This is a genomic window from Pseudoalteromonas sp. P1-25 (genome assembly GCF_001401805.1).
Taxonomy (GTDB): Bacteria; Pseudomonadota; Gammaproteobacteria; order Enterobacterales; family Alteromonadaceae; genus Pseudoalteromonas.
In genome coordinates, this window is sequence record NZ_LKDW01000002.1 from 75,313 (window position 1) to 93,110 (window position 17,798).

A 17,798-nucleotide genomic window follows, 5' to 3' on the forward strand; every position below is an offset into this window, starting at 1 on the left:
GGCTTTTTTGTATCAAATAACTCAAAGGTTGGCGATGACTAACACAATAAACCTTCCCCGCGGGCGTAAATTAAATTTAGAAAAACCATGTGTGATGGGTATTTTAAATGTGACTCCGGATTCATTTTCTGATGGCGGAAAGTTTTTAGATACAGCGCACGCGGTAAGGCAGGCAATGCAGTTGTTAGATGAGGGTGCAACTATTATTGATATTGGCGGTGAATCTACACGCCCAGGCGCACCAGATGTTAGTTTAGACGATGAACTTAAACGTGTGATACCTGCAATAAAAGCCATTAGAGCTAAAAGTGACTGTGTTATATCGGTAGATACCAGTAAAGCGCAGGTTATGGAGCAGGGCATTTTAGCAGGTGCAGATATAGTTAATGATGTGCGTGCATTGCAAGAACCAGGTGCACTAAGTACACTCGCTAAATACCCTGATGTTGCAGTGTGCTTGATGCACATGCAAGGGCAGCCCCGCACAATGCAAAATTCGCCCACTTATACTGACTTATTAGCGCAAATTAACCATTTTTTTGAGCAGCGTATAAAGGCATGCGAAACAGCGGGTATTAAGGTAGAGCAACTTATCCTCGACCCGGGTTTTGGCTTTGGTAAAACCCTTGAGCATAATTTTGAAATACTGGCTAAATTTAATGCATTTAATAAGTTTGAACTACCACTTTTAGCGGGTCTTTCACGCAAGTCGATGATAGGTAATTTGCTAAACAGAAAAACAGATGAGCGATTAGCGGGCAGCTTAGCCGGTGCGCTAATTGCCGCGCAAAATGGCGCAAAAATTATTCGTGTACACGATGTAAAAGAAACGGCAGATGTGCTTGGTGTCCTCCAGGCATGCGAAAAAGGAGCTTTATAATGAGCGAAAGAAAATATTTTGGTACCGATGGGGTACGTGGTTTAGTGGGCACAGCGCCAATTAACCCTGAGTTTGCAATGAAATTAGGCTGGGCCGCTGGCCGAGTTTTGTCACTTAGTGGAACAAAAAAAGTAATTATAGGTAAAGATACCCGTATTTCAGGTTACATGTTAGAAACCGCGCTTGAAGCTGGTTTAATCGCCGCAGGAATAGATGTTGTATTGCTTGGGCCAATGCCGACGCCTGCAGTTGCCTATCTAGCGCAGACGTTTAGGGCCGAAGCGGGTATCGTAATTAGTGCATCGCATAACCCTTATTACGACAACGGAATTAAGTTTTTTAATGGCCAAGGCTTAAAACTGGACGACGACGTTGAGCTACAAATTGAAGCGATGCTTGATGAACCAATGACATGTGTTGCCTCCGATAAGCTTGGTAAAGCCTCGCGCTTAGTAAGTGCTGATGGGCGCTATATTGAGTTTTGTAAAAGCCAATTCCCTCAAGGTTTATCACTTGAAGGTATAAAAGTTGTACTAGATTGTGCCAATGGCGCAACCTACCATATTGCACCGTCGGTGATGCGTGAGCTAGGCGCTGAAGTGATTACTCATGCTTGCGAGCCTAATGGGGTGAATATAAACCATGAATGTGGTGCTACACACGTTGATACGTTAAAGCGCAAAGTGCTAGAGCACAAAGCCGATGTAGGTATTGCTTACGATGGTGACGGCGACCGCGTAATGATGGTTGATCATAACGGTCGTGTATTTGACGGTGATGATTTAGTTTACATTATTGCCTGCCAAGCGGCTGAAGATCACATGCTAGGTGGTGGTGTTGTTGGCACGGTTATGTCGAACATGGGGCTTGAAAATGCATTAAAAGCAAAAGGCATTGAATTTGCACGCAGTAAAGTTGGCGACCGTTATGTTATGGAAATGCTGCAGCAAAAAGGCTGGAAAATTGGTGGTGAAAGCTCAGGGCATGTATTAAATCTTGATTTAATCACCACAGGCGATGGTATCATTTCGAGCCTTCAGGTATTGGCTGCAATGGTGGCTCAAAATCGTACATTACAAGATTTAGGGGCAGGTTTCACAAAGTACCCAATGAAAATGATTAATGTACGCTACACACCTGGCACAGATCCCACACAAGCACCAGAAGTACAAGATACGGTTGCGCAAGTAGAGCAAGCTTTAGGCGACAAAGGCCGTGTTTTACTTCGTAAATCAGGCACTGAACCGGTAGTACGTGTTATGGTTGAAGCCGAACAAGAAAAAATAGTCATAGACAGTGCGCAAAAAATTGCAGCAGTTGTCGAATCTATGAGCAAATAAACTGGTTGATAACAATAACCTCTTGTAACTTAGGGCGAGAAAAGTTAATATCTCGCCCGCTTTCTAATCTGGAGTGGAAAATGGCAATACGTAAGGCAATGGTCGCAGGCAACTGGAAAATGAATGGCTCTTTAGAACTTGTTACTCAACTGTCTGATGCCATTAACAGTGTTAAATCAAATGAGATAGACATTGTTTTATTTCCTCCATTCCCATTAGTACCAGCACTGGTTGAAAGCGGTGTAACCACGGGGACTCAAACGCTAAGCGAAAATACCCCAGGCGCCTTTACCGGTGAAGTGGATGCTCAGCTTATTAAAGATTTAGGAGCTAAGTACGTACTCGTAGGCCACTCAGAGCGACGCAGTATCTACAAAGAGAGTAACGCAACCGTAGCCGCAAAATTTGCCCGTGCACAGCAAGTAGGACTAACACCAATCTTGTGTATTGGGGAAAGCGAGAGCGAGCAAGAAAACGGTCAAACCGAACACGTAGTTGCTGCACAAATTGATGCGGTAATTGAGAAATTAGGTGTAGCAGCACTGAAAGATTCTGTGATAGCATACGAGCCCGTTTGGGCCATAGGCACAGGTAAGACTGCATCGCCAGAACAGGCACAAGCTGTTCATAAATTTATCCGTGGTAAAATTGCTTCTTTAGACAGCGATTTAGCACAAGGGCTTACCATCTTATATGGTGGTAGCGTTAACGAAAAAAATAGCGAATTATTATTTGCACAACCAGATATAGACGGCGGCCTTATTGGCGGTGCTAGTCTAAAAGCAGATTCGTTCACTGCAATCTGTAACAGTGCAAAAGGGACCGTATAAGATGTACGAAATTTTATTAGTAGTTTATTTAGTTGTTGCTTTAGCTTTAGTTGGTATGGTTTTAATCCAGCAAGGTAAAGGCGCGGACATGGGTTCTTCATTTGGCGCCGGTGCTTCGGGCACAGTTTTTGGCTCATCAGGTGCAGGTAACTTTATGACCAAAACAACAACAAGCTTAGCAACAGTGTTTTTTGTTTTAAGTATTGTGTTAGGTAACTTAACTGCCGGTCAAATCAAAAAGACCGATGAGTGGGAAAACCTTGAAGCGGCACCTGCAGTAGAAACTGTAGCGCCAGCAGAAGAAGATGTACCTGTTACTCAACAGCAGAGCTCTGACGTACCAAACTAATTTAGCGTAAAGCTAACGTTAAGCGACTTATACTCCTCAAATAAGTCAATAAGTTTAACACCTAAGCGAAAGCTTGAAAATGCGGATGTGGTGGAATTGGTAGACACGCTACCTTGAGGGGGTAGTGCTTTCGGGCGTGGGGGTTCAAGTCCCCCCATCCGCACCAAATTATAAAACCAGTAGCAGTAATGCTACTGGTTTTTTTATGGAAAAATTTCACTTTGCTTGCTTATTAACCACCTTGTCCTTTTTGAGCTTACCAGTTGTTGAATACTCGCTGTATTTGTAAAAAAAACTAGAAATATTACAAATTTAGTTAACACTTATAGGTAATAAGCCGATAATAGATATAGACAACAAAATAAGGTATACACAATGGCTTCAGGCTTCTCTTTTCAAAACCTCAGCATAAGTAAAAAAATTCATGCTATTACCAGCATTGCGGTTCTAGCATTTTTAGCGATCGTTTTGATTAATTACTTTGCAATGAATGATAATAGAATCGCACTTGATGAAATGGAAAAGTCTTCGTATCAGGTTGTTAAATTAACATCGGCAAATGTAAGCCTTTTAGAAAAGCTCGATGAGCTTTATACGCAAGCTGTTACTTTTGGTGAGCAGGAGTTAGTAGAAAAAGCAGCAGATACATACAATGCACTAAGTAACAACATACATGCGGTTGAGCAAATAAACGCGTCGTATATTCATAGCGATACAAAAGTACAATTAGCCAATTACGAAAAAATATCATCCAGCATTGCGAATGGTATGGTTAATGGGACAGCCGATTTTAGTAAAATCCAACAACAAGCGCAGAAAAAAACAGCCCTTTATAATGATGTACTTGAAAAGTTTAAAACCGCGCAAGCTAAAGCAGACGCTCGTTTCTTTGAGCTAGTTGCAAGTACAAAAGAACGTTCTGATCACGCCCTTACACTTATGTTAGTGGTATCTATTGTTTCGTTAATTTTACTGCTATTTATGGCTATTTGGATTGCTAAACGTATTGCTGCTTCTGCGAGTGATGCGGCTAATAACCTGAGTTTACTGGCGAATGGTAAAGGGTCACTGAGCACTAATCTGAGCGTAAATTCAGAGGATGAAATTGGTCAAGTATCGATTAACTTTAACTCATTTATCGCTCTGCTGAAAAAAACAGTCCTTGAGGTAATTGCGGTATGTGAGCCACTAATGGAAAACTCAACTCGCTTAGTGCAAGGTATGGAGCAGGCTGAGCGCGCAACCACAAAGCAAACAACTGAGGCTGAGGTGGTTAAACAGTCTATGGAAGAAATGAAGCAAAGTGTGGGTGATATTTCTCAATCAGCGGCAAGTGCATCAAATGCAGCGCAAACCGCAGAAAAAGAGGTAGAGCAAAGCAGAACTCAAGTTCAAATGTCAGTCAGCGCCTCACGAACGTTGAGTGATGAAATAAATCAAGCAGCTTCGACAATTAATAAGCTAGCGGATGATACAAAAAATGTGTCTCAAATCCTTAATGTAATTACATCTATTGCTGAGCAAACTAATTTATTAGCTCTAAATGCTGCTATAGAAGCGGCCCGTGCGGGTGAGCATGGTCGCGGTTTTGCTGTGGTTGCAGATGAAGTAAGAGAGCTTGCATCACGTACTGCCCACTCTACAAATGAAATTCGTGAGTTACTGAGCACATTGACTGAGGCTGCAAATGAGTCGGTAACGGCGATGACATCTGCGCGAGATATGGCCACAGATAATGCAACAGCCGCAGAGAAAACTGGTGTGTCGATAGAAAAAATTGCAGAGCAAATGCTAGAAATAAATGGTATGAATTCACAAATTGCCGCTGCTACAGAGGAGCAAACATCCGTTGCTGCGATGGTTGTAGAAAATGTGACGAATATGCATGAATCGTTTGAAGATACAATGGACTCACTCGCGGCGGTAAGGGATGTAGCGAAAAACCTGCACTACCTTTCAGATAACCTATTAGATGCGACTGCGAAGTTTAAAATTGAGTAATATTAATCTGTAATAATACTTAATCATTTTAGAGGCTAAGCCAAGCGCTAGTTGCATTCAAAAAACGTTATTTAGAGCAACTAAATAACGTTTTTTTGCCTCGCTATCTACACACTTGTCCGCCACATAACTGCTCATTTGTTTAAGCATATTAGTATATAGCCATAATATTTAGATATAAAAAAACCACCTAATCGGTGGTTTTTTATATCTAGCGACCGCACTTAAAACGTAGCAACTACCTTAACTTTATCTGTTGCCTTGCTGCTATCTATGTAACCAATTGAGTCGCCATTACTAGCAACAAAATCAATAACAGCCTGGTCAGAATCAAATTTTTCTGGTGGTGTACCTTTACCTGTAAAAACAAGTTTTGACCAATAGGCATTTAATTGGCTGCTTGATTTACCAACTACTTTAGAATTGAATTCATCAGCCACAGCGGTACCATTTTGAGTAACAGGGCTAACTTTATTACCGTTAGCAAATGATTTTGCTTTTCCTAGGTAAATCTTTTTAATTGTATCGGCATCAAGTGCACTTGCATTGCCTGGGTTTACTATCACCGCTACTTCAGCTGAGGCGCTAAACGTACATAGCGACAGTACACTTGCTAGGATTAATTTTTTCATATTTCGCTCCAATTAGAATACTAAGTCAACGCCAACAGCTACTACATCAGTTTCAAGGTTCGTTACGTCATCGTCAAATCGACTAAAATCAATTTTAAATGCAGCTGAAGGGTGGAAGTCATAGCGCGCGCCAATGGTGTATACGTTACTCTCTGCTCGCATGCTATCAAGGGCGAGGTTTACGTTTGTATTTAATAATGGAATTGATTCGAGTGTATTAAAGCGTGATGAATCATGTTCATCATCATTTTTTTCATAAGTTACATGAACAATAACATTATCTATACGGTAGCCAGCTGAGGCATAGTATTGTGATTGCTCAGCCAAAATACTTCCCTCGACTTCAAACTGAGTATATTCGGCATCAAATAAAAAGTTATCATAGTCAACAGAGAAACCAATCCCGAAAAAAGTTGTTTCATCTTCGTCAGTGATAAGGTCGTTCGCTGTGCTGCTTAAACCGCTTGCATTAAGTACATCAATAATACCATTTAGGGCACTTAAGTTACTTGAATCACTGTTATCTATAGAAATGCTAGTGTCGGCCACAATGTATGCAGCTCTTGCGCTAAACCAGTCGTAAGAAACGCTCCAGTTAATACCACCTAAGTTATTCAATTCTGCAGGTAGCTCATTTCCAAATACATCTATATCGCCATCAAAAGCGCCATAAAACCCTTGTAATGTAGAATCCCAGTCACCTAATTGGCTGTTATATACTACGCTAAGTCCTTCATACGTAGAAAATGGAATACCGTATACAGAACGCGGTGGACGAACCCAACGATAAGCATAGCCAACGTCTAAAAAGTCTGAGTATTTGTAAAAAGGAACACGCATTTTACCCGCGCTTAATTGCAGTTCATCGCTGTATTCATAGGTAACATATGCCCATTCAAATGTTGCGTCAAAGTCATCTTCTCCACGCGCAATAATTTGCGCTGTCGCAGTCAGTTTTTCTTGAAGATCAGCAGAGAGTTGTAAGGCGAACTTGCTCTCGTTTTTAAAAGAGATGTCATCATCATATCCGTATAAAGTCTGATCACTGTCTAGGGTTTTACCACCTACTATAGATGCAAAACCATTTATACGAACTTCAGCGCTTGCAGCGCTTGTTGCAAGTGCGGCACATATTGCTACTGCTACAGATAGCTTTTTCATATGTATTTCCTATTTGTTATTTAGATGTTGATTTCAGGGGGATTATAGAAGTGAATTTAGTATTTATCTAATAATTTTAGCTAGTTAGTTAAAAAAGAACTGAGAATTTAGTTTATTTCGAGTTTACAATTGTTAACTCATGGGTTTTTACTAGAACGAAGTTATTGATTTTATTAAAGTTAAAAAACTTTTAAATTTATTGAGTTTGTTTAGCTAATGATTTAGGAAATAGTAATTACTGTTTATTTTGCTGTTTATGCTTGATTTGTTTTATATTTTAATAGTTTATAAACACTAAACATAGCGCTACAGCGGACTTAAAGAGAAAGATAGTCACAATATGATTACCTCTAAAGGTTCATAGCCACTCAAATGTTTATAATAGGCGCTATATATTCACATTATTTATTTAGTTCACCTTCTTGTTTTGTAATCAAATAACAACTTCCTAAACCTGAATTTTAGCTTAACATTACCCCTGTATCAGCAAGGTAGTTCAAAGGAAGTGGCAATGATGAAGAGGCTAACATGGTTAGTATTATGTTGCTTTGCATCCAATGCATATAGTAACGATGAGGTAAGTATTACATTGCTGGGCTATATCGCTCCAGTGTGTGAATTTACTCCACAAAGTAATAACCTAGCGTTTTCTTCTAATGGCATTGCTAATACAACATTAGTAATTAACTGTAATTCGCCAATGCGAATATCAATGCAATCTCTCAATGGCGGATTAAGTCATGAGCAAAGCAATAAAATAAGTTCATATAATATTAACTGGTCACTGGAAGGTGCCAAAAATGTTGTGTCTGTATCGGCACAGGCAATCAAATCGACCTACAGTTTTGATATTAATGAAATTATTTTTGATAGTGTTGCTCAGATTCAGTTAACTCTAGATGACCCCTTAATCTATGCAGGAAGTTACCAGGATGTGATCCGCATAGAAATGACACCATCAGTAGTATCAGGTGGGGTGCTTTAAGCGCACATTTATTAAACATAACAAACTATATGTCACATGGATAAGGAATATAACAATGAATAAACTAATCGCAATATCAGCAATCGCGGCACTATCTTCAGGTTCAGCATTAGCAGAAAACTTAAACGTAGGTGGTGCAGTTGAGTCTATATGTGAAGTAAGCAATATCGCAACAACTCATTACTTTCCAGCACTTGCTCTAGGCAATACAAAAACAGTTAACTTTGATTTGAAATGTAATGATGTAGATGGTGCAACACTTACGTTAACTACTTCTGAAGGGCACCTTCAAAACGCTGATCATGAAGACAGAGGTGTAGGATACACTGCTCATTTAACAGCAGGCCCATATGACTTTACTTTGTCAGCCGAGAATGGAACGAATGATCAAAGTGCATTTCAAAGCAGTGGCGGAAGTAATACTTTAGCAACTACAGGCGTAGCAGGGATGATTGATTTAGAAGTTACTCAAGCACCTGTATATGCTGGTACGTATGCAGATACATTAATGCTAACAGTGACAGCAAACTAAAGTTAAATTAAAAAGGCAGTGAATAACCACTGCCTTTATTTAGGAGGGAATTCTATGCATGCTTTACTTATATTAATATTCTGTTTGTTTTCTTTTTCGGCTAACGCCTTTCAAGTGAGGCCAATGGTAGCTGATCTTAGCTCTCAGGGTAGTCAATCACAGCAGACGCTTCGCATTATTAACCCGTCAGATAAACCGTTAACTATCGATGTTTCTGCATATAATATGAGTATAAGTGATACAGGAGTCGAGTCTTTAGAGGAAAATGAAGACGATTTTTTAATTATTCCTATGACAACAATCATCCCACCTGGAAATAGTCAATCGATTATCGTTAGATATATCGGGGAGCCTATTATTAAACATTCCAAGTCGTACAGAATTACCGTAGAACAAGTGTCGGTAGATCTAAATGATAATGCGCAGTCTGGGGTTGGTATGTCACTTAGTTTTAGAACCCTATTTAATGTTGTGCCTGAAAATGCTAAAGCTAACCTTATAGTTAAAGAAAAAAAACAATTAGCAGAAAATAAATGGAGTGTGTCGTTAGAGAATCGAGGGAATAAATACTTACGTCTTTCTAAAGGTCAATGGAATATTAAATCTAAAGGTAAAGTATTAACTTTAGAAGGTATGGAGCTAAGCAAAGCTCTTTCAGGGAAAATTCTACTACCCAATTCAAAAAGTAATATTGCAATATCGATACCTAAAGAATTTCAAGCTGATGATAGTCAGCTAGAGGTTGTATTCTAATGTCTAGTATTCAGTGGCTCAGTCGATGTTTAGTAATATTAATTTGGAGTATTACTATTTCGGTTGATGCACTTGAAGTAACACCTATGGTGGTTACACTATCCCCGCAGGAGCCTTCAAAAATACCATCTAGTCTGGTTTATAATCAATTACCCAGAGAAATTGCATTTGATATTGAAGTACACGAAATTGATTTTTCCACAACCAACCCATCTTTAAAAAAGCTGGAAGACTCCCCGTTATGGGTCTTTCCTCCCTCTTTATTTTTACAAGAGGGGCAAGGCCAGAAAATTCAATTTAGGTGGATTGCCGAGAGTTTTCCGAAATATGATAAAAGCTATCAAGTAAGTTTAGTTGAGCAGCCTTTGGCTTCTAATATCGATAGTGATACCTCGCAACTTAAAATATTAATGAATGTAAATTTAGTTGTTCACGTGCACATGGATGAGTATTTACCAAAATTAAAAATACTCACATCAACAATTGAAAGTGGGGAGCTTTTAACTCAAGTAAAAAATGAAGGAAGAGGCGCAACTCGTCTCAGGGATTACGAAGTTAAAGTGACTACTAATAAATCAGTTGTGACTACGTTTGAAAAGCAAGCTTTATTAGAAAATGGATACGATGTTTTTTTTGCGCCGTATGCTACACAAACCATAAAAATTAAGCTCCCAGAAAATATTGAAAGAGGCAAGGTGGAGCATTTAAGTTTAGATTTAGTGCAATGAAAATTACAGCTGCGTTTTTATTCGCTATGTTCTTTTTTCCACTTACTGTGTTTTCAAAAATTAATCCTTCTAACAGGACAATTGAGCTTAATGTGTCTGCTCAACTGAATAAAAGTCCAATCGGTCAGGTTTTACTTAAAGTCGATAAAGATGATGCACTTTTTTTAAAGTGGAATGAGTTAGAGCCTCATTTTCGCCAAGTATTACTTGAAGAAAAAGAGGAGGAACTGTTCAAGGTGTTAAAAGGTAGTTCATTAGCGGTAACTTCACTAAAAGAATTGGGTTTTAGTGTTGTATTTGATATGAGTGATTTTAGCTTGGATATTATTGTTCCAGTAGAGTTAACTCGTCCTCAAAAATTAAGTGCGCAAAAACGTAGAAAAAAATTAAAGGCTATTGAACCAGCAAAAGCCAGTGGGTTTGTCAACGCTTATGCAAGCTATGTTCATCAAGATGATCAAGAACAGCAGCAAATTCAAGAGCAATACGCGTTACGCTCCGAAATCGTGGCTAGTTGGCAAGGCTGGGTGGTAGAAAATGAGCTTGAATATAACAAAATATCTCAGCCTTCCTCTTCAATTTTTAAACGCCGGGGCACTCGGTTAATTCATGATTTACCAAACTTAGGTATGCGCCTTTCTATTGGAGATAACTTTAGTTCAGGTGGCTATTTTCAAAATTCCTCTCGTTTATTGGGCTTTTCACTCGCACATGACTTTTCTCTATTATCAGATAGGCCTATAAGACCGACTGCTTCACAAAGCTTTACCCTGCAAAGTCCTTCAAGTGTGGAGGTATATGTAGATGGCCGTATTATTCAGCGTCTTAATTTAGTTGCGGGCATTTATTCTTTAGATGATATACCTATAAGCGAAGGTAGTAATAATATTTTTCTAAAAATTACTGATATAGCAGGCGTTGTTCGCTATGTAAACTTTGATGTTGCAACTGGTTTAGATTTATTTGCTAAAGGACAGCTTGAATATGAAATTCACTTAGGTGTACCTGCGCAAGCTGGCGATAGGCTCAAATATGAGGAAAATGCCCCCTTCCTTAGTGCTTACCTAGATTATGGTCTCACTCCAAGTTGGACTGCAGGCTTTACAGTCCAAGGAGATAAATACGCTCAGCAAATAGGCACTAAACAAATTTATGCTGCTAAGGTGGGTCAGCTGGCTTTTGAGGGGGCACTTAGCTTCGCTAAACACCAAGGTTATGCCTATCGTACAATTTATAGTAGCTATAATATGAGCAACCTAGGAAGTGAGTTTACGTTTGGTTATGAATACACTTCAAGATACTTTACAGCTTTGGGGTTTAGGACCCAGGAAGCGTTCAATAACCGTTACACAGAGCATTATGCGCAAGCAAGTTATAGCTACTATGTTAACAGTAGGACATTAGCATCTTTCTTTGCAAACATCTCTCGTGATCATGAGGGTGAACAATTTGATCAATCTATGGGTTTAAATATTTCAGGAGACTTAGCTAACAGTCAGTGGAGGTATACAGCTGGCGCGCAATGGGATGACTTAAGAGGTGAAAAGCAGTGGGGGCTCAGCTTGTCATTGACCTATAAATTCAATAATCAGCACAGGATTAAATTATCTCATCGCTCCAAACGTGACAAAACAAGACTAGAGTTTACTCAAGATAGTAACCAACGGTTTGTTGGTGCGTTGAACTTACGAGCAGGGCTCGAAAATAATGATTTAAATAAAACTATCTTTGATCTAAACATGCAATATAACGCAAATCGTTTTGCTGCTAACCTAGAGCATGCAAGTTTTTACAAAGATTTAAATGCCCGTTCTGCTTATCATCAAAGTCGTTTAAGTGTAGCATCGAGCGTCGCTTTTGCAGACGATACGTGGGCATTCGGAAAACCTATATACGATAGTTTTGCACTCGTTAACGCCCATAAAAGCTTAGAAAATAAAGTAATTACATTAGGCCGAGTTGAGGACGAGTATAGAGCCGATAACAGCGACTTTAAAACTATATTGCTTAATGACTTGAGCTCATATGACAGCATAAACATTCCTGTTGATATTGATGATTTAGCTCCTGGCTATGACATAGGCTCTGGCATGCTCAGTTTTTACCCGCAGTATAAAACTGGGCACAAAGCAATAATTGGCACTGCAGCAAATATTTCTGTTATTGCAACTCTTCGAAGCAAGGACGAGGCTCCCTTAGCTTTAATGGTTGGAAAGGCCACTTGTTCAAGTGATGCATCTGGTAAAGAGTATACCTTTTTCACAAATAAGCGAGGCCGCTTTGCTATAACAGGTCTTGCTCCTTGCCGCTATGAAGTAACCTTGCAAAATAAAGACAATACTAAATTTTTTATAGACGTTCGTGATGCAGAACAACTTCAAAGAAAAGGGGTTATTTATGTTCATTAAAATTGTGTATTTAGCAATAAGTATATTTACACTATCTTTAGCTTGTAGAGTTAATGCTCAGTGTGATGCAAGTATTGGTGAAGTTGAATATTTGTTTGATGACTTGTCTTTTTACAACATAAGATCACGAGTCGATGCTGAGAAAGTAATTCGTATAAGTACAGTAAATACAGCGGGTTGCACCTTGTATTTTGGTATTTCTTCTCAAAATCAAGGCTACTTCAAAAGTAACTCTCAAGTTATCGATTATCAAATTCTATTAGAAAACCAGTTATTAAGCAGGACAATTAGTCATGTGAAATTAAGCAATAACGTAGTTGATATTAGCTTGGTAATACCTGCAGGGACCCCCGTGAAAGCGGGGAACTACAATGATAGGCTTCAGTTGATTCTCTATGACGAAAGTAAACAAATTATGGATGAGAAAGAGATTGAAATTGAAACGAACATCCAACCACGCACTAGTTTATCTTTATTAGGCTATAACACTTTTTCTAACACAGTTTATTTGGGGGAGTTAAAGCCTGCACAAACCTATTCAATGTTACCCAGTCTACAAATAGTAACCAACACTGATGTCCAACTTAATGTAGCTTCAGAAAATAAAAGTCGTTTAATACATGCTATTTATAGTACTAAATACGGTATTAACTATACATTGCAGTTAGGCGCAGAAGAAATTAACTTAGCAAAGCCTGCAAGTTTAAACTTCTCTTACTCTGGGCAGACGGAGTTTTTTATACCGCTTAGTATTCAGTTGGAGGACTTTACACGTCAAGCTGCTGGTGAGTATTCAGATGTAATACGCTTTCAAATAAGCCCGCTTAACTATTGACTTTGCTTAGGTTTTTTTGACACCAAAGTAATGCTTGTTGCTTATTTTTTACAGATATTTTTTGATAAATTTTATGTAAATGCACTCTTACAGTGGCTTCACTAATGAATAGACTATCTGCAATGGCGCTAGAGTGTAAACCGGAGAAAAGCAAATTTAATACTTTAATTTCCTTACAAGTGAGATTACTAGATTGCAAGGTGGTTTGTTGTTCAGAGGCTAACATTTGCCTCATCCAGCTGTCAGTGACATCACGTGGAAACCAAAGTTTACCTTGTTCAATGGCTTCAAGACCTTGTTGAAAAAGTGAATCATCTGAACTTTCATAGAAAAGGCCCTTTAAATTAGGCCATTCTTTTAAAGCTAATACGTCACTATTTTTAGGTACATCAAATATAACTAAACTTTTATATCCGTTGTCCTGCATAAACTTGTTGATAAGTTCATAGGTCGTTATTACGTTAAGTGCTTGGTAATTAACTAATAAAATATTGTAGTTAGCTGCTACACAGAAAAGTGAAGTATAGTCTGGACTATTAAAGCACTTTATATAGTGTATTGGAGTATTTTTAATATCCATAATTTCTGTCCATAGATGCAATAGTAATACTATATTGCTATTTTTGGTTAATATCAATCATAGTGCATAGTCCGATAAGCTATAGCTAGCGTAGATTGGTGTATTTTATGGAATAATGAAGGCTTTGTATGTGAACAGCAGAGGTAGCATAGTTAATATAAAAAATAGCAGCGCCTACATTTTATAGAGGGAGTTTTTTCACGTAAGTTATCCAATAAAAATCAAAAGTTATAATTAATTAGTACTTTTATGTTTACTAAATGAAAAGTTTTATACATTTCTTCACAAATATGTAATATAATGCCCTTCCAGAGGAAAGATGCTATTAAGCGTCTTTTTTTATGCCCAAAACTTATTGCCTTAGCCAATAAGTTCGCATAATTAAATTATACGGTATCCTTTGGAGAATATTTTGAAACTACGCAAACTCTCACAGTTAAGCCTAGCAATTGTTGCTGCACTCACTACCTCTGTAAATGCTGAAGAAGTTAAAACAACAGCAAAACAAGACGCGTTTGAAAAAATCGAAGTTACAGCTCGTAAACGTACAGAGAGCTTGTTTGAATCTCCAACCGCTATCACATCTATTGGTGCAAACTTAATTGATAAAGCCAATATGAGTAACCTAGAAGATATTGGTAAATACGTTCCAAACTTAAATATTACTCGCTACGGTGTAGGTAATGCGGCGCATGCCTCTGTGTTTATTCGAGGTATTGGTCTGCAAGATCACATAATTACAACCGATCCGGGTGTCGGTGTTTATTTAGATGGTGTTTACTTAGGCCGTCAAATGGGGTCAAACTTATCGTTACCAAATGTAGAGCGTGTTGAAGTTCTTCGTGGTCCACAAGGTACATTATATGGTCGTAATACATTAGGTGGCGCAGTAAATGTAATTACTAAGCAGCCCGGTGACGAAGGGATTGTTACAACCTCGGCTAAAATTGGTAGCCGCGGACGTATTGCGGGCGATGTTTACTTTAATAACTCGTTGACTGATGACGTGAGCATGTCTGCAAGTGCATCTTACAAAACACGCGACGGTGTGGGTGAAGCAGTTAATTTAGCTAACCCAGAAAAAGAAATTGGTGAAGAAGAAGAGTTTAGTGGTCGCGTAGCCCTTAAATGGCAGGCTACTAGTGATTTAGCGTTAACTTTTTCACTTGACGGTGTTGATAACGAATCAGGTCAATCACCTTACACTATTGAGTTAACTGAGCCGCTTGATGCAAACGATGTATTTAATGGTGACTTCCCACTATTAACACAGGACCTAATTCCTTCTGACCCAGATGATTTAGGCACTACTGTTGCGGGTATTGAGTCTACCTCTTACTCAGGGTGGGGGACGTCATTTACCGCTGATTGGGCAATTGATGATACGTACACGGCTAAATTTATTTCAAGTTACCGTACTTCTGAATACGAAGGTGGACTTGATGATGATGCGTCACCACTTAATTTATCTGAGTTCCCAGAAGAGGGTGGTGCAGACCAATACTCGTTTGAAATTCAACTAAATGCTACCTATGACAATATGGACTTTGTATCAGGCCTTTATTTCTTTAATGAGGATGGCTTTACACGTTCAGGTCCATTTGTATTTAGCCCATTTAATACACCAAATAGTTTATTAAACGATGGTGTTACACCGTCATTTGGTGGTTATGGCGAATTTGAAATTAACCAAGAAACAAACTCATACGCTGTATACTTTAATACAAGTTATGATTTAACAGATGATTTAAGTATTGGCGGTGGACTTCGTTATTCAAAAGATGAGAAAGATGCCGATGCGATTTTCCCTACATTTGCTGAACGTAAATACGTAAGTGCAGAGTTTGACGCTGTAACGTGGGATGTAAACGCATCGTATCAAATCAGCAATAACATGAATGTATATGGTCAAATTCAAAAAGGATACCAAACCGGTGGCTTCCCTCCGCGTCCTTTTGGTGGCCCAGATCAGTTTGTATCGTTTGATGAAACCAAAGCGATTAACTACGAAATGGGCTTAAAAGGCCAAGTACACGAAAATGTGTCTATGATGTTGGCTGTATTTGTAACAGATTATACTGACCTTGCTTTACCATTTTCAGACCCTACTGCAGGCGGTGGTTTTGTAACGATTGTTGAAAATGCCGGTGAGTCTAAAGCGCAAGGTATTGAGCTTGAAACCACTGTTGCCATTACAGACGATTTTACAATTCGCAGCTCTGTCGGTTACTTAGATTCTGAAATTACAGAAGTAGATGCAGGCGTACAAGGTATTGGTAAAGGTGATTCGCCAGCATTAACGCCACGTTGGACTGTAATGGTAGCCCCTTCTTACTTTATGGATTTAGATAGCGGTGCAACCGTTGCATTTAATGCTAACTATTCTTACAGAAGCGAAATGCAAGGCCAGTCAGTTTACAATGAAAGTGAAACTATCGATTCACGTGAGTTAGTTGGTTTTAATATTTCTTACACTAACCCGTATGGCGATATGGAAGTAACCTTATACGGTGAAAACGTATTAAATGAGGTTTACGATGTAGGTCGTTTGCAGCAGTCAGGTTTTGTTGGTGTAATGCGCAGTAATGACCGTAGCGAGTTTGGTTTAAAATTCAAAAAAGACTTTGAACTTTAATAACCTACAATGAGTTAAACAAAAGGTAAGCTTAGGCTTACCTTTTTTTTCTTTTGCGCCAGTAAAAAGTCAAGCTTGGGGCCACATGCTGAACCTCTTTGTAACAAGCGTGTAGTGCTGTGCTATTGATATACCCTGTGTGGTGCGAAGTAACCACTAAGTAATATAAAGCACTATTAGCATCAGGTAACCTTGTTTTTAGGTAATAAAAAAGCCCTCAGTGAGGGCTTTAAACAATTTAGGTTTGATTAAAAACCGCTATCAAACTTATTTATTCGACTTATTGTATTCACGCGTTAGTCTTGCGTGCTCACTTAAGTCTTTCAAGCCAAGCTTTTCGTAGCTTTTTTCCATCATCTCAAGGGCTGGATCTAAATAGCTGCTTTGCGAGTAATGCTCAACAACGTACTTACCACGATTAGCGGCCGCTAGGTAAGCTTCACGTTCGTAATAGTAGTTTGCTACTTTTAGCTCGTAGCGCGCCATGCGGTTTAATAGCCACACTAAGCGACGTTTAGCCTCTGGTGCGTAATCACTTTTTGGAAAGCGTTTTACAAGCGTTGATAAATCGGTAAATGCTACACGGGTACGGTTGGCATCGCGGTCAGCTCTGTCTATGCCAAAATACTCTTGGAAGGCATTTTTATCAGCTTTAATATTAACCAAACCACGCATGTAGTACATGTAATCTAAATCTTTGTGATTTGGGTTTAAACGAATAAAGCGGTCGATAGTCGCTAATGCTTGTTCTGTATTACCTGATTGGTAATGGGCATACACTAAATCCATTTGTACTTGCTTTGAGAAAGGCCCAAATGGGTAGCGTGAATCAATAGCGGTTAATAACTCAATTGCTCGGGCGTATAAACCAGAGTCAAGTGTTTGTTTTGCATCTTCATACAAAGCGTGTGCAGATTTGTTAGGAACGCGTTGGATATCTTCTTGGTCAGGCGCAGAAGAACAGGCCCCTAAAGTAAGTACAGAAGCTGAAAAAACAATGGCGAATGCACGTTTCCCTATTTTATTTATCATTTTATTTGTTACCTTCGATGTCTTCGGCTAGGCCACGGCGGTAAAACCGAGTAAACTATGCGTATTATATTATGCTTTTATTAAAAGCGATTCTAACCCAGTCAGGCACAGCTTGCA

General features: G+C 38.9%; 16 protein-coding genes and 1 tRNA gene. 13 read left to right on the forward strand and 4 right to left on the reverse strand.

The features are described 5' to 3' along the window. The first annotated feature begins 34 nt into the window (after positions 1 to 34). From folP to AN393_RS01965, 6 genes are all read left to right on the forward strand, one after another. Entirely contained in the window at positions 35 to 880 is an 846-nt protein-coding gene (folP, locus tag AN393_RS01940) for a dihydropteroate synthase (protein WP_055017167.1), read from the forward strand. Continuing rightward, entirely contained in the window at positions 880 to 2,220 is a 1,341-nt protein-coding gene (gene glmM, locus AN393_RS01945) for a phosphoglucosamine mutase (protein ID WP_055017168.1), read from the forward strand. The genes folP and glmM overlap by 1 nt, the downstream gene beginning before the upstream one ends. 80 nt (positions 2,221 to 2,300) lie before the next feature. After that, a complete protein-coding gene (gene tpiA, locus AN393_RS01950) occupies positions 2,301 to 3,050 on the forward strand; it encodes a triose-phosphate isomerase (protein ID WP_055017169.1) in 750 nt (249 codons plus the stop codon). 1 nt (position 3,051) lies between these two features. Beyond that, positions 3,052 to 3,399, forward strand: a complete 348-nt coding sequence (secG, locus tag AN393_RS01955) for a preprotein translocase subunit SecG (RefSeq protein ID WP_004587340.1) — start codon at positions 3,052 to 3,054, stop codon at positions 3,397 to 3,399. Between the two features lie 81 nt (positions 3,400 to 3,480). Continuing rightward, positions 3,481 to 3,565: transfer RNA gene (locus tag AN393_RS01960), tRNA-Leu, on the forward strand. Between the two features lie 209 nt (positions 3,566 to 3,774). Continuing rightward, on the forward strand, positions 3,775 to 5,400 hold the full coding sequence (locus AN393_RS01965; protein ID WP_055017170.1) for a methyl-accepting chemotaxis protein: 1,626 nt from the start codon (positions 3,775 to 3,777) through the stop codon (positions 5,398 to 5,400). Positions 5,401 to 5,624: 224 nt separating this feature from the next. On the opposite strand, the gene AN393_RS01970 is transcribed toward AN393_RS01965, so the two are convergent. After that, positions 5,625 to 6,032 (reverse strand): hypothetical protein, encoded by a 408-nt coding sequence (locus AN393_RS01970; RefSeq protein WP_055014053.1) that lies wholly within the window; start codon positions 6,030 to 6,032, stop codon positions 5,625 to 5,627. 12 nt (positions 6,033 to 6,044) lie between these two features. After that, the gene (locus AN393_RS01975; RefSeq protein ID WP_055017171.1) at positions 6,045 to 7,193 is read right to left on the reverse strand and encodes a porin; all 1,149 of its coding nucleotides are present in this window, start codon (positions 7,191 to 7,193) and stop codon (positions 6,045 to 6,047) included. Positions 7,194 to 7,707: 514 nt separating this feature from the next. Between AN393_RS01975 and AN393_RS01980 the strand changes: the two genes are divergently transcribed. From AN393_RS01980 to AN393_RS02005, 6 genes are read left to right on the forward strand one after another with little or no spacing between them, the layout of a single operon-like run. After that, complete coding sequence (locus AN393_RS01980) at positions 7,708 to 8,178, forward strand: hypothetical protein (RefSeq protein WP_055014132.1); 471 nt, start codon at positions 7,708 to 7,710, stop codon at positions 8,176 to 8,178. A 55-nt stretch (positions 8,179 to 8,233) separates the two neighbouring features. Next, positions 8,234 to 8,710 carry a hypothetical protein gene (locus AN393_RS01985; RefSeq protein WP_055017172.1) on the forward strand — a complete coding sequence of 159 codons (477 nt, stop codon included), beginning with the start codon at positions 8,234 to 8,236 and terminating at the stop codon, positions 8,708 to 8,710. A gap of 54 nt (positions 8,711 to 8,764) precedes the next feature. Then, entirely contained in the window at positions 8,765 to 9,463 is a 699-nt protein-coding gene (locus AN393_RS01990; RefSeq protein ID WP_055017173.1) for a molecular chaperone, read from the forward strand. Continuing rightward, positions 9,463 to 10,191, forward strand: coding sequence for a hypothetical protein (locus AN393_RS01995; RefSeq protein WP_235576181.1), 729 nt, complete (start codon positions 9,463 to 9,465; stop codon positions 10,189 to 10,191). The genes AN393_RS01990 and AN393_RS01995 overlap by 1 nt, the downstream gene beginning before the upstream one ends. After that, positions 10,188 to 12,599, forward strand: coding sequence for a fimbria/pilus outer membrane usher protein (locus tag AN393_RS02000; protein WP_055017174.1), 2,412 nt, complete (start codon positions 10,188 to 10,190; stop codon positions 12,597 to 12,599). Before AN393_RS01995 ends, AN393_RS02000 begins: the two co-directional genes overlap by 4 nt. Beyond that, entirely contained in the window at positions 12,589 to 13,434 is an 846-nt protein-coding gene (locus AN393_RS02005) for a hypothetical protein (protein WP_055017175.1), read from the forward strand. Before AN393_RS02000 ends, AN393_RS02005 begins: the two co-directional genes overlap by 11 nt. Here AN393_RS02005 and AN393_RS02010 read toward each other — a convergent pair. Then, a complete protein-coding gene (locus tag AN393_RS02010; RefSeq protein WP_055017176.1) occupies positions 13,424 to 14,014 on the reverse strand; it encodes a LuxR C-terminal-related transcriptional regulator in 591 nt (196 codons plus the stop codon). The genes AN393_RS02005 and AN393_RS02010 overlap by 11 nt on opposite strands. A 412-nt stretch (positions 14,015 to 14,426) precedes the next feature. Here AN393_RS02010 and AN393_RS02015 point away from each other — a divergent pair, with 412 nt between their 5' ends. After that, positions 14,427 to 16,649 carry a TonB-dependent receptor gene (locus tag AN393_RS02015; RefSeq protein WP_055014046.1) on the forward strand — a complete coding sequence of 741 codons (2,223 nt, stop codon included), beginning with the start codon at positions 14,427 to 14,429 and terminating at the stop codon, positions 16,647 to 16,649. Positions 16,650 to 16,916: 267 nt separating this feature from the next. Here AN393_RS02015 and AN393_RS02020 read toward each other — a convergent pair whose 3' ends face one another. Further along, positions 16,917 to 17,681 (reverse strand): outer membrane protein assembly factor BamD, encoded by a 765-nt coding sequence (locus tag AN393_RS02020; RefSeq protein WP_055017177.1) that lies wholly within the window; start codon positions 17,679 to 17,681, stop codon positions 16,917 to 16,919. Between the last annotated feature and the right edge of the window lie 117 nt (positions 17,682 to 17,798).